The organism is Polaromonas sp. Polasp52, from assembly GCF_059491565.1.
This window is the reverse complement of sequence record NZ_CP168513.1, coordinates 548466-566475: the sequence shown is the minus strand read 5'-3', so window position 1 is coordinate 566475 and position 18010 is coordinate 548466. Positions and strand designations below refer to the sequence as shown.

The window sequence follows — 18010 nt, the reverse complement described above, 5'->3', positions numbered from 1 at the left end:
GCTTCCCCTCATCCCGCTCAAGCCGAAATCGTCTTGTTTGTTCCATTCACCCGCGGGAATGGTAAATGTTACAAAGTGTTTTGTATGCTCCTCTTGTGGCTTTGACAAGTCAAGCGAGCAGCTTCTCAAAAGCGGAACTTTTTCATGAAAGAGTCTTGTAAAAAAATCTATTTACGTGGCTTTAAGAATGAAAAAGCATGCAACTCGCCTAAAGGCAGCTTGAAGAAGGTAAATGTAAATGCTTGTAATTTGACCGGTAAAGGCACAGGTCCCTGCCGCAGCACGCCGCGCGAGGGCGGCAGGCGGTACGCGAGCCGTTCCTAGGCCCGCACAAAGTACACAAAGGTGGTGCGCGGAAAAATATGCCGGTACACCGGCCTGGCAATCGCCCGCGCCAGGTTCCTGGCCTGTAGCAGGCCCGAGGCGCTGTTGTACAGCCGGTAAAGGCTGGGCCGCAGCGGCTTGAGGCCAAACTCTTTTCCGAAGGCGACCAGCGAGTCGTGGCTGAAGGCGTTGATGTGCTCCAGCGGGGCAATCGGCATCTGCTCATTGGCAGACAGCGCGCCGAAATTTTTTCCCCGGCCGATTTTTTTCAGCGCGGCCGCCGCGTTGGGCACGCTGATCTTGATGACGCCGTCACCCGACAGCGCGTCGCGCAGCTTTTCGAGCACCTTCCGGGGTTCGGTCAGGTGTTCAAAGACCTGTTCGGTGTTGATGAAACGAAAGCGCCTGGGCGGCAGGTCGGCCAGGCCGACGACGCGCAAGCCCACGGACCTCCCGTACTCGGCGCGCTCTTCGGACAGCTCCACGCCCCACACATTGCAGCCGAAGCCCATGGCCATCCTGGACCAGTGCGCCCAGCCAAAACCGAAGTCCAGCGCATCCAGCTCGCCGGGCGGCAGGCCGAAGTACTGGATCATGAACTGCACCTGTTCGGCAAGGTAGCGGTATTCGTCCAGGCTGTAGTTGCGGTGTTCGCGCTCCAGCTCGGTGCCCGGAACCCAGTCGTTATAGATCTCGCCCAGCAAGGCGTCGTCGGGCACCTGCTGCTGGAAGACCATGCCGCAGTCCTCGCAGCGCGCGAGGGCATAGACGCCCGCCTCGGCCGTCCTGGACGCATGGCCTTCATAGTGCCTTGCCAGATAGGCCTGCATGCTTGCGCCGGTGTAGGGCTCCTGGTAGACCACGGCCAGCGCGCTTGAAAGGCAGGCGGGGCAGCAGGTCCTGGTCTTCAAGGACGATTCGCGCGGCGCCGTGGCGCCTTCAAACGCGCGCGCCTGGCGCGGTGCCGGCAGGTCTTGCCTGCGGGACGGGGAAGCCGGTTCAACCGGCAGGCGCGGGAATTCCAGCGAAGGGCTGGCAGGCATCATGTTCATGGGTGGGTTCCGAAGCGCCGCAACGCAGCAGTACCAGCCACCTTAGCCGCTGGTGGGGCGCGCGCGGTAACCCGCTGTAATCCATGTATCGGCTTCCTGCCTTGGGGCCGCTGCCCGTGGCGCCGGTTTCTTCGCGTGCGGCAGCCTTGGCTGGCAAGGCTTTGCCGCGACTTTCCCCCGGAGCGGGGAGCGGGGCACCCAGTCGGCGCCCATGCCTCAGGCCATGCGGCCCCTGTTTTCGACCACCACGCAGCCCGTGATGCGCCACGCTTTGTTGCTTTGCCGTTCCAGGCTGTAAACCGCGAGCCATGAAACACCGCTGCTGTCCGCCATCTGCACGCGCTGGACCGCCTGGTCGTCCTTGCCGTCGGGTTTGAGGAAGGCGACCGATGCCGGGCGGTAGACCACCGGGTAGTCGCGGCGCACCATGGCCATGAAGGCCTGGGCCGTTCCCAGGGTTTTGCGGACATTGGGCGCGGCAAATGAAAACGCCTTGGCCGCGTCATCTTTGGCAAAGGCCGCTAGCTGCCCCTCCACGGCGGCGCGCACGCCTTTCTCGTCGGCGGGCGCCAGCGGGTCGGCATGGGCCGCGCCGCACAGCAGCACGGCCGCCGCGAAAGCGGCCAGCAGGCGGCGCCATTGCGCCAGGGCCGGGTGTGAATGCGTCTTCATGCTTGCTCCTCTGTTGCCGACGGCGTGCGACCGCCGCGCAAAAACCAACGCCTTGCCGCATCATGCCGCAAGCAGCCTTGCAGCGGGTACGCGGCCGGCGCTGCCGCGGATGCGCGGCGCTAAACCAGTTCGCCGCGCGCCAGCACCACGACGCCGCCGCTGACCATGATGTCGCCGGCCGCATCGGCCTGCACCATGATCTTGCTGGGGCGTCCGACAAAGCGCCCCTGCTTCAGCGTGATGAGCTCGCCGGCCGCCGCCGCGCCATGCTGCATCAAATAGGCGCCCACGGGGCCGGCCGCGCTGCCGGTCGCGATGTCTTCGACCAGCCCGGCGTTGTCCCAGGTGCGGCCTTCGCGCGCCGCGACGTCGAACACGTAGGCGAACTTGGCGCCCACCGTGGCCAGCAGCGCCTCGAAGGCCGGGTGCACGACGCGCGCCCGGTCCAGGCCGCCGGCCGCGGGCACCAGTAGGTAGGGCAGGCCGGTGGACACCACCTGCAGCGGAAAGCGGATGTCCAGCTGGGAGGCGTCGAGGTTGAGCGCCGCCAGAAAGGCCTGGCTTTCGGCGCGGCCCAGCGGCGGCTGCAAGGAGGCTTTGCCCTGGTTCATGCGGGCGTCGTAGGTGGCCGCCGTGCCTTCCAGCCGCGTGGTGGACAGCGCGACCGCGCGCGTGCCCAGCATCAGGGTCCAGTCGGCGGACGGCTGCCCGGCGGCATGCAGGTGGTGCAGCAGGCCGGCCGCGCCCAGCAGCGGGTGGCCCGCGAAATCGAGCTCTTCCTCCATCGTGAAGATGCGCGCCTCAAAGCGGCGGCCGGGGCCGGCGGGTGTGAGGAAAATGCTTTCAAACTGCCGCATCTCCACCGTCAGGCGCTGCATGGTGCGCGCCGGCAGCGGGCTCTCGGGCAGGAAGACCGACAGGCCGTTGCCGGCCAGCGCTTCATGGGTGAACACGTCGACCTGGTAGTAGCCCAGGCCCGTCAAGGAAGTCATGCTGTTTCTCCTGGAGGCCGCGCGTGACGGCGGCCTGCAGGGGAATTATCGCGGGGCCAGGAACAGGATCTTAGATGCCGAGAATCTTCTTGGCGCTGCCCAGCGCCTTCATCGAGTCGTCGTGTTTTCCTTCCTTGTGGAATTTTTCGCCGTCGGCGCGCAGTTCCTTGACCTTGCTCATGTCGGCGGGCGACAGCTTGGGGTTGGTCATCAACTTGGCGTCTATGGCTTTCATTTCGTTGGGGCAGTTGTGGGCCAAAGCCAGTGAGGATGTGGCAAGCGCCACGGCGGCAATGATGAGCTTCATGGGAATCTCCACCTTCGTCAGAAAATGCTGACGGGAAATACTAGCAAGCCGCGGGGCTGCTCACAAGGGCGCTTGCCCGTAGGGCCTAACCAATCTGCAGCTGGGAATCGCCGATGAACTGGTAGGGCGGAATCTCCAGGTTGGTTGGCGCCGGCACGTTTTTCACCACGCGGCCGGCCAGGTCGAAGCGGGAACCGTGGCAGGGGCAAAAAAATCCGCCGGGCGCGTGCAGCTCGGCATTGAGGGCGCTGTCGTCCAGGCGCAGGGACGGTGAGCAGCCCAGGTGGGTGCACACCCCCACCGCCACCAGGATTGCAGGGCGCTCGGAACGGGTCGCGTTGGCGCAGGATTTGGGCTGCTCGGAGCGCCTGGACTGCGGGTCCGCCAGGGCCGGGTTGGCCTGTTGCAGCGCGCGCACCATCTCGTCGCTGCGGCGCATCAGCCAGACGGGTTTGCCGCGCCAGGCCACCGTGCGCAGCTCGCCCGTCGCCAGCGTGGAAATATCCGCGAGCACCGGGCCGCCTTCGGCGCGCGCCGCCTCAGAGGGCGCCAGGCTGGCGGCAAAGGGATAGGCGGCGGCCAGCAGGCCGGCGCCGGCGGCAATGCCGGTCGCGGCCGCCAGCAAACTTCGCCTGTCGGCGTCCTGCAGGGTCCCTTCGTCAATCGCGTGGATCAGTTCGGTGACGGTCAGCATGGTTGGGCTTTTTCAGGGTGGCAAGTGGACGCACTGTTTCATGTTGCCATCACACCGTAGCAGGCTTCAGGCGCCAGGTGTTCAGTGCGGCTGGAAACCATTGTTCGCGGGTCAGCTTAGGCTGGACTTAAACGAAAAGAGGGTGGGCGGGCGGACGCGCCTAAAATTCCCGGCAGCTGTTACTTGAACCTTGAACCACCTGGATCCATCACCCCATGCCACTCGAAGTCCTTGAAGCCCAGACGGGCGACAACCCCGTCGCCACCATCCTCATCATGCACGGCCTGGGGGCGGACGGGCGCGACTTTGTGCCGATCGCCGAGCAGCTCAATCTCTCCAGCGTGGGCCCTGTGCGCTTCCTGTTCCCGAGCGCGCCGTCGATTCCCGTGACCATCAACGGCGGCTACGTCATGCCGGCCTGGTATGACCTGCTGGGCGCCGACCTGGTGAGCCGGCAGGACGAGGCCGGTCTGCGCAAGTCGCAGGCCGATATCGAGGCGCTGATCGCCCATGAAACATCGCGCGGCATTCCCGCCAGCCGCATCGTGGTCGCGGGTTTCTCGCAGGGCTGCGCCATGGCGCTGATGACGGGCCTGCGCCACGGCGAGCGGCTGGCCGGCATCGCGGGGTTGTCGGGTTATTTGCCGCTGGCCGACAAGACCGCTGGTGAGCGCAGTGCCGCCAACCGGGATGTGCCCATCTTCCTGGCCCATGGCAGCTATGACGGCGTGGTCGTGCTGCCGCGCGCCAGCGCCACGCGTGATGCGCTCACGGCCATGGGCTACCCGGTCGAGTGGCATGAGTACCCGATGGAGCACTCGGTGTGCCCGCAGGAGATTGTCGACCTCGAAAAGTGGCTGTTAAAGGTCCTGGCCTGAGGCAGTGGCTCAAGCCGGCTGGGCCGTCCGCGCATCGCGCGCCATGCGCCGCGCGCGCCACAGCAGGAAAAACGCGATGCTGAAGTTCAGCAGGTTCCAGGCCACGCCATTGAGAAACGCCGCGTGGTAGGAGCCGGTCAGGTCAAACACCTTGCCTGACATCCAGCCGCCCAGCGCCATGCCCAGCAGGGACGCCATGATGACCGTGCCCACGCGCGCGCCGGCCTCGGCCGGCTCGAAGTATTCGCGCACGATGATGGCGTAGGCCGGCACGAGGCCGCCCTGGAACAGGCCGAACAGCGCGGCGATGACGTACAGCGACACCAGCCCGTCAAAAGGCAAAAACAGCAGCAGCGCGATGCCCTGCAGCACCGAGCCCAGTATCAAGGTGCGCAGCCCGCCTATGCGGTCGCAGATCGCGCCAGACACCAGGCGGCTGACCACGCCGCAGGCCAGCATCAGTGACAGCATTTCGGCGCCGCGCGCCGCGCCGTAGCCCAGGTCGGTGCAGTAAGACACGATGTGCACCTGGGGCATGGCCATGGCCACGCAGCAGGCCACGCTGGCCACGCACAGCAGCGTCTGCGCCGCGCCCGGGCTCAAGCCGAAAGGCATGCTGCTGGCGGTGGCCGGCAGGCCGCTGCTGCCGACACTGGAGGCCACGGCCACCGGCGGGCGTTTGCGCATCAGCAGCGCCAGTCCGGCCATGGCCACAAAGCTGAAAATGCCCAGGCCCAGGTAGGTCTGCCGCCAGCCCACGCTTTCCACAAAATGCTGCACGATGGGCGGCCAGATCGCGCCACCCACGTAGTTGCCGCTGGCGCATACCGCCACGGCGAAACCGCGCCGGCGCACAAACCACAGGGAGGTGTCGGCCAGCAGCGGCGCGAAGGTGGCGGCCGACCCGAGAAAGCCGATCAGCAGCCCATGCGCCAGCGAGAACATCCACACATTGCCGGCCATGGCCGCCAGCGCGAAACCCAGGCCCAGGCCCGTCGCGCCTATCAGCAGCGGCACCATCACGCCGAAGCGGTCGGCCAGCCGGCCCATCATCACGCCGCCCACGCCGAAACCTATCATCAGCAAGGTGTAGGGAATGGAGGCATCGGCGCGCGTGACGCCGAATTCGGCTTGCACCGCCGGCAGCACCACGGCCACCCCATACATGCCGCAGGCGCCCACGGTCATCAGGGCCAGCGTGACCATCAGCCGCATCACGGCATAACGCGAGTCAACGAGTGACGAGGAATCCTGGGGGTGGGCTTGTGTGGAGGCGGTGGATGCAGGTGGAGGGCTCATTGGCCCCAAGCGTACACCAGCCGCCGGCGCGCTGCAGGGCCGTGGCGGGCTAGGCGCAGGAGGCCTCGCCGACCTGCACGCGCACCCGGCCCACCATATTCATGCACAGGGTGCGGGTGTAGCTGCTGTTGCTGGCCAGGGCGCCCGCCGCCTGCACCAGCCAGCGGCTTTGCAGGCCCACGGCGCGGCCGTTGGCGTCAAAGCTGATGTGATTGCGGTTGTTGACGGGGCTGCCCGCGTTGTTGACCGCCAGAAAACTCCCGGTGTGCGCGAAGGCGTCCTGGATGCGCACCACGCTGTCGGCGCCACTGTCGAAGGCGCCGTCGCCGCCCTCGTCGGTAAAAACAAACCAGCCCTCGCGCCAGCCGCCGACGGCCGCGCCGTTGCCGCTGGAGCATTTGGGCGGGTTCGCCGCCGGATCGGCGCTTCGGCAGATGGTGACGGTTTTTCCGCGCCGCATGGCTTCGCCGCGGGCATAGCGGGTGTCCAGCACAAAGGCGTTGACGGTCCAGGAGATACGGGTGCTCGCGACCAGTCCCAGGAAGGAAGGAATCGCAAAGCCCGCAACAATCGCGATGATGGCCAGGGCCACCAGCAGTTCGATCAAGGTGATTCCGCGCGGCCGCGGTCGGACTGGCAGGCGGCGCGCGCCGGCCGGTGGGGTGGTTTGTGAGGGGGTGTTGTGAAGGCGCTTGGGCTTGGTCGCGGCAGGGGCGGCTGCGGCCTGGTGCTGCAAATTCATGGCGGCTGGTCCGGATGTTTGGGGAGAACATCCGGACCGTACTGGAGGCCGCCGCGCCGGCGAGGGTCAATTGTCCGCTGCCGGACTTTGATTGCTGGAAATCGTGCGCGATGTCATGCGGCGCGAAGCGAGGGCGGCTTCGCGCGGGCGGCCACAGGGCGTGGCAGCCGTGTTTTTATCAGGAGCGGCCTGGCAGCCTTACAGCGGCGAAGGCTGGGTGGCTTCGTAGCCGACAGGGCCGATGGCGCCATCGGCCTTGATGCCCAGTTCCTGGTCGCGGATGCGAAACAGGCGTTCCAGGTCCTTCATGGCATCGCCGTCGGGAGCCGTGGGTGCGGCCGCGACCAGCGCGGCTTGCTCCGCTTGCGGCGTCTGCGGCGTTTGCGGCGTTTGCGGCGTTTGCGGCGGCTGGGCCTGGGCCAGCGACGCGAGGATGGGCGCGGCGGCGGCTGCCGCGGCGGCCGCGCTCATCGGCGTACTGGCCGCGGCGACGGGCTGGATCAGGGGCTGGCCGGCACGCGGCGGCGCCACGCGGGGAGCGGGCTTGGCGGCGACCGGGTCGGCCCAGTAGGATTTGTCGGGCATGCTGCGGTAGGGGCAGGTGTCCGCGATGTCCAGCTGCCATGAAATGCCGTGCAGCCAATGGGCCGCCTGGGGTTCAAAACGGGTGATCTCGACCATGAGCGCATTCTGGAAGGCGTAGGCATAGTCCATCAGGCGCTCGTCCCATTCGCGCACGACCAGGCGCACATACATGCCCTGGCCCTTGCTGCGGCTGTTCACCAGCAGCATCTGGCAGTCGATCCAGCGCGGCGGTATGCCGTATTTGCGCAGCGCATCGCGCAGCAGCACCTGCACCAGCTGGCGGCGCGTGGCGTTGTCCGAACCGTCCTCAATGGTCAGCGGGTTGTCCCGGTTCGAGGCGGGTGTGTGTTTGGCCGCATTCCCATGGCGTGATCCGCCAAACAGCGAAGTTATCAATTTTTTCATTTTGGCGCGCACTCGTCGCAGTTTCAGGAGAATTTCCCTCGAAGAATCAAAGATTTTTGGAGGTTTGTGATCTGAAACATAGGTGTTACTGAATGTTTTTTATCGTCGTCCAGCTTGACCAACAAGTCAAGGAAGTTTCGACAGCCAAGCCTGGCCGCGTCGCTCGCTTTCCACATTCAAATGGCTAAAGTGTGTATTTGTGCCGCAAACGCGCAGCGTGCCTGTCTGAAATCCGGCCGGCCTGCCGGCCAGGCCGCCAGACCCCACCCGGCCTGTGCTGGCAAGCCCGCGCGGGCCAGCGCAAAGCGGCGGGCTGTGATAACTTCCAGCCAGTTTCAAGAACCTGGGGGAATGACGATATGACCAAGTTGCAGGCGCCCGCGGGCGCGCTACAGGGCCGCCTGAAAGCGCTGACCCCGGACCGGCTCAAGGGCATGCGCCGCGGCATCGAAAAGGAAAGCCTGCGCGCCCAGCCCGGCGGCGGCCTGGCCCTGACGCCGCATCCTGTCGCCCTGGGTTCGGCCCTCACGCACCCGACCATCACCACCGACTTCAGCGAGTCACAGGTGGAACTGGTCACGGGCGCGCACAAAAACCCCGAAGCCGCGCTGCAGGAGCTTACGCGGCTGCACCAGTTCACCTACCGCACCATGAAGGCGCTGGGCGACGAAATGCTCTGGGTCTCCAGCATGCCCTGCGGCCTGCCGACCGACGAAACCATTCCCATCGCGCGTTTCGGCTCGTCCAATGTGGGGCGCGCCAAAAGCGTCTACCGCATGGGCCTGTCGCACCGCTACGGCCGGCGCATGCAGACGATCTCGGGCATCCACTACAACTGGTCGCTGCCCGATGTGAGCAGCGAGCAGTATTTCGCGCTGATCCGCAACTTCCGCCGCCAGGCGTTTTTGCTGCTTTACCTGTTCGGCGCCTCGCCCGCCGTGTGTTCGAGCTTTGTCGAGGGCCGCCAGCATGAGCTGCAGACCCTGAGCGGCAGCACCATGTACATGCCCCACGGCACCTCGCTGCGCATGGGGCGCCTGGGCTACCAGAGCGATGCGCAGGCCTCGCTGGCCGTGAGCTACAACAGCCTGGACGGCTACGGCGCCTCGCTGCAGGACGCGCTGACCCGGCCTTACCCGGCTTACGAAGCAGTCGGCATCCGCAACCCCGGCGGCGACTACAACCAGCTGGCCACCACGCTGCTGCAGATCGAAAACGAGTTCTACGGCACCATACGCCCCAAGCGTGTGATTTATCCCGGCGAGCGCCCGCTGCATGCGCTGCGCGAGCGCGGCGTCGAGTACATCGAGGTGCGCCTGATGGACCTGGACCCTTTCGAGCCGGTCGGCATCAATGCGCAGACCATGCGCTTTCTCGACGTGTTTTTGCTGCACTGCCTGCTCAGCGACAGCCCGAACGACACGCCGCAGGAAATCGCCGAACTCAAGCACAACCAGCACCAGACGGCGGCGCGCGGCCGCGAGCCCGGCCTCAAACTCAAGCGCGGCGGGCAGGACGTTCTGTTGACAGGCTGGGGCGCCGAGGTGCTGGCGCAATGCGCGCCCATTGCCGCTGCGCTGGACGCCGCGCACGGCGGCACGCAGTACAGCGATACGCTGACGGCCGCCAGCGCCGCCTTGCTCGACCCGTCCACCTTGCCCTCGGCCCGGGTGCTGGCGGCCATGGCCGGCGAGCACGGCAACTCTTTCGTCGGATTCGCGCGCGCGCAGTCCCAGAAAACCCAGGCCCTGCTGCAGGCGCTGCCCCTGGGCGCGGACGAGCTCGCGCACTTCGCGGCGCTGACCGAGGAGTCCATCCAGGCGCAAAAGAAAATCGAAGCCTCGGACACCATGCCCTTCGAGATTTACCGCCAGCAATATGTGTCAGCCGAACGCCTGGGCATGCCCGGCCGCGAGGCCGTGGCGATCTGATACCCCCTGGCCGCGGCCTGGCGCCTTGCGCTCAGTCCGCGAGCTTGAGCAGCGCCTCTTCGCGCCAGTAGTCCACCGCCTCATACCAGCCTTCCCAGACGCAGCCGTTGCAGCCGCGGCCGCAGCAGCTGTCGGGCTCCGAAGGTGGTTGCCGCAGCGTGATGCCGGCGGCGGCCGCGCGCTGCTGTAAAGCAGCAAACATCGCCAGCGCGGCGTCGCGGTCGGTGTTGTCCGGCATGGGCCCGGGGGAAGCGGGGTGTCAGGCCTTGACGGGCGTCGCCATCCGCCGGCGCAGATACAGGCCGATAAAGGCACAGCCCAGCACCAGCGCAAACCAGCCCACCAGTGAGGACTTGGCGACGATGCCCTGCATGCCCGGTGAGGTGATGACGTAGGGCGAGACCAGCACGCCCAAACCTATCAGCGTGCAGAGAATGCCTTTGATCAGCACCTCGTTGTTGGCCTTGAGGTCGGCGGCGGCCTGGCGGCGGGCGGGAACCACGGGTTTTTGTTCAGGGGCGGCGGGTAAGGGCATGGGGGGCTCGATGTGTGGGTGGGTTGCGGGGCGGCTTGCTTGCGGCCCCGGTGTGCGTCGCTGCGTTCCGGTGGGCCCGCAGCCGCGATACCCCGATTGTCCTCCATCGCGCCCGGGGGAGGGGCGAGGCGGGTCTGGCCGCCCTTAATGATTCCTTAATACCCCTAAGAAGTCCTTAAATTCGCGTCGGCATCATCCGCTCCAGCCTAACCACCTGGAGAACCTGAAGATGACATCTCGCCCACCGCGTCCTGCCGCCAAACCCGCCGCCAAACCCGCCGCGAGATCGGCGCCGGCCCGCCCCGGCGCGGCAGCGGCCAAGGCCTCGCTGCCGCTGTTTTCGCTGTTCCTGTTCGCGGCCCTGGCGCAGCAGCCGGCCGCCGCCCAGCCCCAGCCCGCGCAGGCCGAGGGTGAGTCCTCCTGGGGCCTGGGCCTGGGGGTCGGCATGGAGCGCAAACCCTATCGCGACTTTGACAACAAGACCCGGCTGCTCCCGCTGCTCAGCTACGAAAACAAATGGATCAGCGTCGCCGGCCTTGGCCTGGATGTGAAGCTGCCCTCGGCCGGCCCGGTGTCCTTCCGCCTGCGCGCGCGCTACTCGATGGACGGCTACGATGCCTCGGACTCGCCTTTCCTGGCCGGCATGGATGAGCGCAAGGACGGCATCTGGCTGGGCGGCGCCGCCATCTGGCGCAACGACATCGCCAATCTCTCGGCCGAGCTGCTGGGCGACGCCTCGGGCAACAGCAAGGGCACGAAGTTGAGGCTGATGGTGGACCGCCGCTTCCAGGCGGGCAGCTTCGACATCACGCCGCGCCTGGCCGCGACCCGGCTCGACGACAAATACGTCTCTTATTACTACGGCGTGAATGCCTCCGAGGTGCGCGCCGGCCGGCCCTTTTACCAGGGCGGTTCGGCCGTCAACCTGGAAGCCGGGCTGCGTGTGGGCTATGCGCTGGCACCGAACCAGAGCCTGTTCCTGGACCTGAGCACCACCAGGCTCGGTTCCAGCATCAAGGACAGCCCGCTGGTCGACCGCTCCAGCCAGAGTGGTGTGCGTGTCGGCTACCTCTACCGCTTCTAAGGCGCGGCGAAACCTTGCGGGGCCCATACCGGGCCGCGGCCCTGCATGTCAATCCCTGGCGGCCCGGACAAGCAGAAGGAGCCATGAGCCATGCAAACCGCAGAATCCACCGACGTGGGCTACCTGATCCGGAAAATCGTCTGGCGCAGCTGGATACGAGGCTTAAGCTGGCTGCGCAGGCATCACGTCCTGCACGCCTGAGGCCGGCTCCGCGCCTGCCGCGGGCAGCGGAAACAGCACCCGCACGCTGAAACCCTTGCCGTCCAGGCCGGTCCCGGTCTCGATGGCGGCCTCGTGCAACTGCGCGATGCCGGCCACCAGGGACAGGCCTATGCCGCTGCCGCGCCCGCCGTTGCCCGCGACGCGGTGAAAGCGCCGGAAGATAGCCTGGTGCTCGGCCTCGGGCACGCCCGGGCCGTCGTCGGCCACTTCCAGGCAGACGCGGCGCGTGCCGGCCCCCTCAGCATCCTCGCGGTAGCCGCAGCTGAGCTTCACGCGCCCGCCCTCGGTGGTGTAGCGCAGTGCGTTGTCCAGCAGGTTGCGCAGCAGGATGCCGATTTCGTCCACGTCGCATTCGATAGGGCAGGGCGTGAGCGCCAGGATGATGGCGCGGCGCTGCTGCTGCGCCTGCATGTCGAACTCCTGGCTCACGTGCAGGATCAGCTCGCTGAGCTCGGCCAGGCTTTTTTGCGGCGCGTGCACGCCCGCGTCCATGCGCGCCAGGTCCAGCAGCTGGTCCGACAGGCGCGTGCTGCGTTCGGCCACGGCCAGCAGCTTGACCAGGGCGGCGTCCTTGCCCTCCAGCGTGGTGGCGCGCAAGGCGACCTGGGCCTGCGCCTGCAGCGCCGACAAGGGCGTGCGCAGCTCATGGGCCGCGTCGCCGATAAAACGCCGCTCGCCCTGCATGGCCTGGTCCAGCTGGTCCAGCAGGTGGTTGAAGGACTCGACCAGCGGCCTGATCTCGGCGGGCAGCTGCGCCACCGGCAGCGGCGTGAGGTCGAACTTGCGCCGCCGGCGCACCGCCGCCTGGATCGCCGTCAGGGGCTGCAGCGACTTGCCCATGGCAAACCACATCAGCAGGCCGGCGACGCCCAGCAAGGCGGTCACGAAGCCCAGCGCGCCGAAGATCTTGTGGCGTATTTCCTGGTCGATCACGCTGTGGCGCATGGCCACCTGCACGCTGACCTCGCCCGTGCTGTCGGACACCGAGAAGATGCGCCAGCGCTCGCCGTCGACGGTGGCGCTGGTAAAACCGTCGGTGAAGGACGGCAGCAGCGGGACACGCGGCGAATCCGGCGCCCGCACGATCAGGTTCTTGCGCTCCGTCCACACCTGGAAGGTCAGGTTGACGTCGCGCGAAATGGAGTCGTCGCGCAATTGCAGGCTGTGGCTGAAGGAGGGCTTGAGCTTCGCGCCGCTGGGGATGGCCAGCAGTATCTTGGTGCCTATGGCCTGCAGCTTGCTGTCCCAGTGGCTGCTCTGGCCGCTCAGGGTGTACACCACCAGCACGGTGAGCGCACCGGCCCAGCACAGCGTGATGGTGATGCCCAGCACCAGCAGCACGCGGCCCTTGAGCGACCTGACGAACCGGCAGCTCACGGCTTGGCCTCGCCGATCATGTAACCCTGGCCGTGCACCGTGGTGATCAGGTGCTCGCCCAGCTTGCGCCGCAGCTGGTGGATGAACACCGCGATGGTGTTGCTCTCGATTGCCGTGGTGTTGCCGTAGACCACGTCCTCCAGGTGGTCGCGCGTGACCACATGGCCGGGCCGCTCCAGCAGCGCCAGCAGCGTGCGGTATTCATGCGCGCTCAGGGCCACGCGCACGCCGGCACGCGTCACTGCGCGCTTGCTGCGGTCCAGGCTGATGTCGCCGTAGGTGTGCACCGGCACCACCTTGCCCTGGCTGCGGCGCATCACGGCGCGCACCCGCGCCCAGAGTTCGTCGACCTGGAAGGGTTTCACGAGGTAATCGTCGGCGCCCGCATCCAGCCCCTGGATGCGCTCGCTGAGCTGGCCGCGCGCCGTCAGGATCAGCACCGGCGTCACGTCGTAGCGCCCGCGCAGGGCCCGCAGCACCGTCAGCCCCGAATCGCCGGGCAGCCCCAGGTCCAGCAGCACGGCCTCATACACATGGTCGGCCAGCGCCAGCCGGGCGGAGGGGGCGTCGCCCACATGGTCCACCGTCCAGGCGATCTGGCGCGCGGCGTCGCACACCGCTTCGGCCAGCATGGTGTCATCTTCTACCAGCAGCAGGTGCACAGGAATAGCCTCTTTCGGTCGCTGTTGTTGTGGCTGGCCTGGTTGCCCCTGGCCCGCTTGTCCCAAGCAGCTATCGTGCCGGGAGCTGATTAAGCAGTTATTAACAAGCACCCCCGTCCAGGCTCACTGCGTGTAGCCTGTTCCCCCCTCGAGGGGACGGCGCCTGCGATCTGGCAAAGCCAGTCCCGCGGCCCCCACTGATTTTTAAATGGAGGGGTGGGGGCCGCCTATTTTGCGGCACGGCGGCCTCCGGGGCCGCAGCGGCGACAATTGGGGGATTGCAGGGGCCTGGAGGCCCCTGGCCCTGAACCCGCAAACAAGCAAACAAAAAGAGAGATTCCCGATGGCCATCCAGTGGTTTCCCGGTCACATGCATCTGACCAAAAAAGCCATTCAAGAGCGCATCAAGGAAATTGATGTGGTCATTGAGCTGCTGGACGCGCGCCTGCCCGGCTCCAGCGCCAATCCCATGCTGGCCGAACTCACCAGTGGCAAGCCCGCGCTCAAGGTGCTCAACAAGCGCGACCTGGCCGACCCCGCGCGCACGCCGCTGTGGCTGGAGCACTACAACAACCTGCCCAACACCCGCGCCATCGAGCTCGACGCCAGCGAAACCACGCCCGCGCGCCGCCTCATCGACGCCTGCCACGCGCTCGCGCCCACGCGCGGCAGCATGGTCAAGCCCATGCGCGTGCTGATTTGCGGCATTCCCAACGTCGGCAAGTCCACACTCATCAACACCCTGACCGGCAAGCGCGCCACCAAGACCGGCGACGAGGCCGGCATCACCAAGGTCGAGCAGCGCCTGGTGCTGGCCGACGGCTTTTATTTGTGGGACACGCCCGGCATGCTGTGGCCGCGCATCATCGTCGCCAAAAGCGGCTACAACCTCGCCGCCAGCGGTGCCATAGGCCGCAACGCCTTTGACGAGGAAGAGGTTGGGCTGGAGCTGCTCGACTACCTGATCAAGCACTACCCCGGCCTGCTGGAGGCGCGTTACAAAGTGGAAGTGGCGCCCGGCATCACCGACGAGCAACTGCTGGAGGCGATAGGCCGCAAGCGCGGCGCGGTGCTGGCCAAGGGCCGCGTCAACCTGCAAAAAGCCGCCGAAATCGTGATCCACGAATTCCGCGCCGCCACCCTGGGCCGCATCACGCTGGAGACGCCCGCCGAGTTCGCCGAATGGCTGGCGGCGGGCCGCCTGCTGGACGCCGAGCGGCAAGTGAAAAAAGACAAGATAGAGACCAACCGGCTCATCAAGTTCAAGAAAATCCCGCGGCCCGACAAAAACCGCGAGCCCGGCGAATCCTGAGATTCACCGGCGGCATGCGCCGGGCTTGATCTTCGTCAAGGCCGGCGGCGGTGCCGGCAGGCATGCTTGGCGGTAATCACCCACCGGAGGCCGCCATTCACAAACATGCCTGCGTGCAAATCATCCTCGATGAGCACGCCTCCCTTTCCGCCATGCTGCGTTCCATGCCCATGATGGTGGCGCGCGGCCCGGGCGACCATGCGCAGAAGTTTTTTGACGTGCTGCGGGCCATGCTGTTTTACATCGACGAGTTCCCCGAGCGCCTGCACCACCCCAAAGAATCGAACCTGCTGTTTCCGCGCGTGGTCCGCCTGGCGCCTAGAGTCATGCCTGTTGTGGAGCGGCTCGAGCGCGACCACATGAACGGCGAGAAGGCCGTGCGTGAACTGCAACACCTGCTGCTCGCCTGGGAACTGCTGGGCGAGCCGCGCAAAGCAGACTTTGAGCTGCATTGCAAACGGTATGTGGACTTCTACCTGGAACACATGCGTCTGGAAGAATCGGTCATCCTGCCGGAAGCGGAAAAGGTGCTCAGTGAGGCCGACTGGAAGGAACTGGACGCGGCCTTCCTGGAAAACCGCGACCCGCTCGGCGGCCGGCATGGGGTGGATCCGGTGTATGACCGGCTCTTCTCGCGCATCGTCATGGAGGCACCGGCGCCCATAGGGCTGGGTGAGGCCTGAGGCCGTCCGGCGCCTGTCCGCGCTCGCGGACGCGACATCCGTACCGGTTAAATGTTCGATTGCCTTACACGGCGCGCCCCTGCGCGGGTGAACACTTTGTGCACTGGATCGCATAACAGCCCTTGAAAGGCAGCGCTTCAGCAGAGCAGCTCCGGGAGCCGCTTGCCCGACCCTGGGATGGCACTTCGGCCACCGCAAGCAGCCCTCAGGGTTGCTGGCCATTCCACCAGAAAGCAGGAGAACCCCATGACATCAAAACTGTTGAACGCCTCTTTATTGGCGAGCGCCTTGCTGGCCGGCCTGGGCATGGCCCCGACCGTGGCCATGGCGCAAAGCACCAACACACCGGGTATTGACAACACCCAGCAGGCCATCAGCGCGCGCATCCAGCAAGGCATGCAGGCCGGCCGCATCACACCGTCCGAGGCGCAGGAGCTGTACGCGCGCGACCGCGACATTTCCATGCGCGAGAGCCGTTACAAGTCCGACGGCAATGCCACGCCCCAGGAGCGCCAGCAACTGCGGGCCGACCTGGAAGGCCTGAAAGCCGAAGTCGAGCGCAAGATCGCCAACAACGTGGTCGTCGGCCAGCCGGGCCACAACCCAAACACTCCCGGCGTGGACAACAGCCAGCTCAACATCAGCCAGCGCATTGACGAAGGCGTGCGCACCGGTCGCATCAGCGAGCGCGAGGCGCGCAGGCTGCACGGCCGTGAACGCATGATTGAGCGCCACGAAGCCAATTTCAAGTCCGACGGCGTGGTGACCAAACAGGAACGCCGCCAACTGCGCAATGAGGTAGCCGCTTTGCGCGACCAGGTGGAGCGGATGATGCGGGGTGATCGCCGAGGGCGCGGCTAGGCGCCGGTAGAAGAGGCTGGGTCTTGCGCCGGCCTTGCGCGCTCTTCCCTCTTGCCCTCTTCTTAGTTCAGCTGGCCGGGAGTGGCCCGGCGGCCAGTAACTTTCTTTTGCTTCGCCAAAAGAAAGTCACCAAAGAAAAGGCGACCCGCAGTCTGGGTCCCTACGCTTCGCTACGGGCAACCTGCGGTGCTCGAGCCAAGCGGGGTCTGGCTAAACTCGCTGCGTTTCACTCCGCTCAAACAACGCCAGCCCTTATCCGCTTGTCTCTGCGCTCCTCGGCCCAGCCAGGACGGGGCAATCGGGAGCGGGGACAGAAGACAAAGACCAAAGAAAAAATCAATATAAACAAGGACACGCCATGGCGTGTCCTTGTGGTTTTAGGTATTGGTATTTTTCTCCCACCCCTTGTGTATGCGCCGAGGAGCGGAGGTTCAGGCGGATCAGGGATCGCGTTGTTTGAGCGAAGCGAGTTTAGCGAGACCCCGCCTGAACCGAGCACCGCAGGTTGCCCCGTAGCGCAGCGTAGGGGACGCAGACACCAGGGTCGCCTTTTCTTTGCTTACTTTCTTTTGGCGAAGCAAAAGAAAGTGAGTTGCCGCCGGGCAACCCCCGGCCAGCAGCTCTCAGCAGAGGAAAGAGGAAAGAGGAAAGAGGAAAGAGGAAAGAGGAGGAAGAGCGCACTCAGCCGGAGCAAGACCCGGCCTCCACCCCGGCCTTAAGAGGCCAAAAACTTCATTTCCCTAAGCCAAGCCGCCAAGCGTTCGGCAAAAACCTTATACCCCTCGGCATTCGCATGGATCTGGTCCGACCGCAGCTCGCTGCGCGACAGCACATAGGACCAGCCGCCGCTGTACAGCGGCGTGCCGGTTTCCTTTGCCACCTCGGCATACACCTCATGGTCGCTCAGCGAATTCGTGGCGGCTGCGATGAACGCCGGTTTGGGCTGGGCGATCAGCACCACCTGGGCGCCGGCGGCCGCCGTCTGTACCAGGCTTTTGAGCGCGGCGCGCGTGCGCTCCAGCGGCAGGCCACGCAGGAAATCATTGCCGCCTATCGATATCAACACCAGGCCGGGCGCGTTCTCCTGTAGCAAGCCGGGCAGGCGCGCCAGCGCGCCCTCGGCCGTGTCGCCGTTGACGCCCGCGTTCTTGGTCACGTAGCCGGTCAGCTGTTCGAGCTGCTGCGGGTAACCGGTGCCCACCGCGGCGCCGTAGCCAAAGGTCAAGGAATCGCCCAGGCACAGCAGCACGGCTTCCTTGGGCAGGGTCTTGCCTTGCGGTTTGGCTTTTTTGGAGCAGCCGGCCGCCAGCGCGAGCGCCGAGGCCGTGCCGGCCAGCAGCAGCCGGCGTTGAAGCATGAAAGAGGAGGGGTGAGGAGTGGGCATGAACTTCCC

At 66.1% G+C, this 18010-nt stretch carries 19 protein-coding genes; 6 read left to right on the top strand and 13 right to left on the bottom strand.

What is annotated here, in order from left to right:
* Positions 1-320 precede the first annotated feature (320 nt).
* The 5 genes from ACEN9P_RS02765 to petA form a co-directional block, all read right to left on the bottom strand.
* On the bottom strand, positions 321-1376 hold the full coding sequence (locus ACEN9P_RS02765) for a class I SAM-dependent methyltransferase (protein WP_477663513.1): 1056 nt from the start codon (positions 1374-1376) through the stop codon (positions 321-323).
* A 216-nt stretch (positions 1377-1592) separates the two neighbouring features.
* On the bottom strand, positions 1593-2048 hold the full coding sequence (locus tag ACEN9P_RS02760) for a DUF4864 domain-containing protein (RefSeq protein WP_477663512.1): 456 nt from the start codon (positions 2046-2048) through the stop codon (positions 1593-1595).
* A 119-nt stretch (positions 2049-2167) separates the two neighbouring features.
* Positions 2168-3040 (bottom strand): PhzF family phenazine biosynthesis protein, encoded by an 873-nt coding sequence (locus ACEN9P_RS02755; RefSeq protein ID WP_495621015.1) that lies wholly within the window; start codon positions 3038-3040, stop codon positions 2168-2170.
* A 70-nt stretch (positions 3041-3110) separates the two neighbouring features.
* On the bottom strand, positions 3111-3347 hold the full coding sequence (locus ACEN9P_RS02750) for a PA2433 domain-containing protein (protein WP_413330853.1): 237 nt from the start codon (positions 3345-3347) through the stop codon (positions 3111-3113).
* Positions 3348-3432: 85 nt separating this feature from the next.
* Positions 3433-4041: a ubiquinol-cytochrome c reductase iron-sulfur subunit gene (gene petA / locus ACEN9P_RS02745; protein WP_477713655.1), complete on the bottom strand. Its 609-nt coding sequence runs from the start codon at positions 4039-4041 to the stop codon at positions 3433-3435.
* 215 nt (positions 4042-4256) lie between these two features.
* Between petA and ACEN9P_RS02740 the strand changes: the two genes are divergently transcribed.
* Positions 4257-4919: an alpha/beta hydrolase gene (locus ACEN9P_RS02740; protein WP_477663509.1), complete on the top strand. Its 663-nt coding sequence runs from the start codon at positions 4257-4259 to the stop codon at positions 4917-4919.
* Between the two features lie 9 nt (positions 4920-4928).
* Here ACEN9P_RS02740 and ACEN9P_RS02735 read toward each other — a convergent pair whose 3' ends face one another.
* From ACEN9P_RS02735 to ACEN9P_RS02725, 3 genes are all read right to left on the bottom strand, one after another.
* Positions 4929-6218 (bottom strand): MFS transporter, encoded by a 1290-nt coding sequence (locus ACEN9P_RS02735; protein ID WP_477663508.1) that lies wholly within the window; start codon positions 6216-6218, stop codon positions 4929-4931.
* A gap of 49 nt (positions 6219-6267) precedes the next feature.
* Positions 6268-6960: a GspH/FimT family pseudopilin gene (locus tag ACEN9P_RS02730; RefSeq protein WP_477663507.1), complete on the bottom strand. Its 693-nt coding sequence runs from the start codon at positions 6958-6960 to the stop codon at positions 6268-6270.
* Between the two features lie 198 nt (positions 6961-7158).
* Entirely contained in the window at positions 7159-7950 is a 792-nt protein-coding gene (locus ACEN9P_RS02725) for a hypothetical protein (protein ID WP_495621014.1), read from the bottom strand.
* Between the two features lie 359 nt (positions 7951-8309).
* Here ACEN9P_RS02725 and gshA point away from each other — a divergent pair, with 359 nt between their 5' ends.
* Positions 8310-9881, top strand: coding sequence for a glutamate--cysteine ligase (gene gshA, locus ACEN9P_RS02720; protein ID WP_495621013.1), 1572 nt, complete (start codon positions 8310-8312; stop codon positions 9879-9881).
* A gap of 31 nt (positions 9882-9912) precedes the next feature.
* Here the strand turns inward: gshA and ACEN9P_RS02715 are convergent, their stop codons facing one another.
* Both ACEN9P_RS02715 and ACEN9P_RS02710 read right to left on the bottom strand, forming a co-directional pair.
* Positions 9913-10119 (bottom strand): oxidoreductase-like domain-containing protein, encoded by a 207-nt coding sequence (locus ACEN9P_RS02715; protein ID WP_495621012.1) that lies wholly within the window; start codon positions 10117-10119, stop codon positions 9913-9915.
* Between the two features lie 21 nt (positions 10120-10140).
* The gene (locus tag ACEN9P_RS02710; RefSeq protein ID WP_495621011.1) at positions 10141-10416 is read right to left on the bottom strand and encodes a hypothetical protein; all 276 of its coding nucleotides are present in this window, start codon (positions 10414-10416) and stop codon (positions 10141-10143) included.
* 229 nt (positions 10417-10645) lie between these two features.
* On the opposite strand from ACEN9P_RS02710, the gene ACEN9P_RS02705 reads away from it, so the two are divergent.
* A complete protein-coding gene (locus ACEN9P_RS02705) occupies positions 10646-11500 on the top strand; it encodes a MipA/OmpV family protein (RefSeq protein WP_495621010.1) in 855 nt (284 codons plus the stop codon).
* A gap of 162 nt (positions 11501-11662) precedes the next feature.
* On the opposite strand, the gene ACEN9P_RS02700 is transcribed toward ACEN9P_RS02705, so the two are convergent.
* Both ACEN9P_RS02700 and ACEN9P_RS02695 read right to left on the bottom strand, forming a co-directional pair.
* Positions 11663-13099: an ATP-binding protein gene (locus ACEN9P_RS02700; protein WP_477663500.1), complete on the bottom strand. Its 1437-nt coding sequence runs from the start codon at positions 13097-13099 to the stop codon at positions 11663-11665.
* On the bottom strand, positions 13096-13761 hold the full coding sequence (locus tag ACEN9P_RS02695) for a response regulator transcription factor (RefSeq protein ID WP_477663499.1): 666 nt from the start codon (positions 13759-13761) through the stop codon (positions 13096-13098). The genes ACEN9P_RS02700 and ACEN9P_RS02695 overlap by 4 nt, the downstream gene beginning before the upstream one ends.
* Positions 13762-14104: 343 nt before the next feature.
* Here ACEN9P_RS02695 and ylqF point away from each other — a divergent pair, with 343 nt between their 5' ends.
* The 3 genes from ylqF (at position 14105) to ACEN9P_RS02680 (ending at position 16617) form a co-directional block, all read left to right on the top strand.
* A complete protein-coding gene (gene ylqF / locus ACEN9P_RS02690) occupies positions 14105-15073 on the top strand; it encodes a ribosome biogenesis GTPase YlqF (protein ID WP_495621009.1) in 969 nt (322 codons plus the stop codon).
* Positions 15074-15225: 152 nt separating this feature from the next.
* Entirely contained in the window at positions 15226-15756 is a 531-nt protein-coding gene (locus ACEN9P_RS02685) for a hemerythrin domain-containing protein (protein ID WP_495622128.1), read from the top strand.
* 246 nt (positions 15757-16002) lie between these two features.
* Entirely contained in the window at positions 16003-16617 is a 615-nt protein-coding gene (locus ACEN9P_RS02680) for a hypothetical protein (RefSeq protein ID WP_495621008.1), read from the top strand.
* Positions 16618-17332: 715 nt separating this feature from the next.
* Here the strand turns inward: ACEN9P_RS02680 and ACEN9P_RS02675 are convergent.
* A complete protein-coding gene (locus tag ACEN9P_RS02675; protein WP_495621007.1) occupies positions 17333-18001 on the bottom strand; it encodes a GDSL-type esterase/lipase family protein in 669 nt (222 codons plus the stop codon).
* Positions 18002-18010 lie beyond the last annotated feature (9 nt).

Excerpts from the sequence above, each read along its gene's own strand:
- ACEN9P_RS02755 (WP_495621015.1), bottom strand. The coding sequence starts at position 3,040 with ATGACTTCCTTGACGGGCCTGGGCTACTACCAGGTCGACGTGTTCACC.
- ACEN9P_RS02735 (WP_477663508.1), bottom strand. The coding sequence starts at position 6,218 with ATGAGCCCTCCACCTGCATCCACCGCCTCCACACAAGCCCACCCCCAG.
- ACEN9P_RS02715 (WP_495621012.1), bottom strand. The coding sequence starts at position 10,119 with ATGCCGGACAACACCGACCGCGACGCCGCGCTGGCGATGTTTGCTGCT.
- ACEN9P_RS02675 (WP_495621007.1), bottom strand. The coding sequence starts at position 18,001 with ATGCCCACTCCTCACCCCTCCTCTTTCATGCTTCAACGCCGGCTGCTG.
- ACEN9P_RS02705 (WP_495621010.1), top strand. The coding sequence starts at position 10,646 with ATGACATCTCGCCCACCGCGTCCTGCCGCCAAACCCGCCGCCAAACCC.
- ylqF (WP_495621009.1), top strand. The coding sequence starts at position 14,105 with ATGGCCATCCAGTGGTTTCCCGGTCACATGCATCTGACCAAAAAAGCC.
- ACEN9P_RS02760 (WP_477663512.1), bottom strand. The coding sequence starts at position 2,048 with ATGAAGACGCATTCACACCCGGCCCTGGCGCAATGGCGCCGCCTGCTG.
- ACEN9P_RS02685 (WP_495622128.1), top strand. The coding sequence starts at position 15,226 with ATGCTGCGTTCCATGCCCATGATGGTGGCGCGCGGCCCGGGCGACCAT.
- ACEN9P_RS02725 (WP_495621014.1), bottom strand. The coding sequence starts at position 7,950 with ATGAAAAAATTGATAACTTCGCTGTTTGGCGGATCACGCCATGGGAAT.
- ACEN9P_RS02765 (WP_477663513.1), bottom strand. The coding sequence starts at position 1,376 with ATGAACATGATGCCTGCCAGCCCTTCGCTGGAATTCCCGCGCCTGCCG.
- ACEN9P_RS02680 (WP_495621008.1), top strand. The coding sequence starts at position 16,003 with ATGACATCAAAACTGTTGAACGCCTCTTTATTGGCGAGCGCCTTGCTG.
- ACEN9P_RS02710 (WP_495621011.1), bottom strand. The coding sequence starts at position 10,416 with ATGCCCTTACCCGCCGCCCCTGAACAAAAACCCGTGGTTCCCGCCCGC.
- ACEN9P_RS02730 (WP_477663507.1), bottom strand. The coding sequence starts at position 6,960 with ATGAATTTGCAGCACCAGGCCGCAGCCGCCCCTGCCGCGACCAAGCCC.
- gshA (WP_495621013.1), top strand. The coding sequence starts at position 8,310 with ATGACCAAGTTGCAGGCGCCCGCGGGCGCGCTACAGGGCCGCCTGAAA.
- petA (WP_477713655.1), bottom strand. The coding sequence starts at position 4,041 with ATGCTGACCGTCACCGAACTGATCCACGCGATTGACGAAGGGACCCTG.
- ACEN9P_RS02750 (WP_413330853.1), bottom strand. The coding sequence starts at position 3,347 with ATGAAGCTCATCATTGCCGCCGTGGCGCTTGCCACATCCTCACTGGCT.
- ACEN9P_RS02740 (WP_477663509.1), top strand. The coding sequence starts at position 4,257 with ATGCCACTCGAAGTCCTTGAAGCCCAGACGGGCGACAACCCCGTCGCC.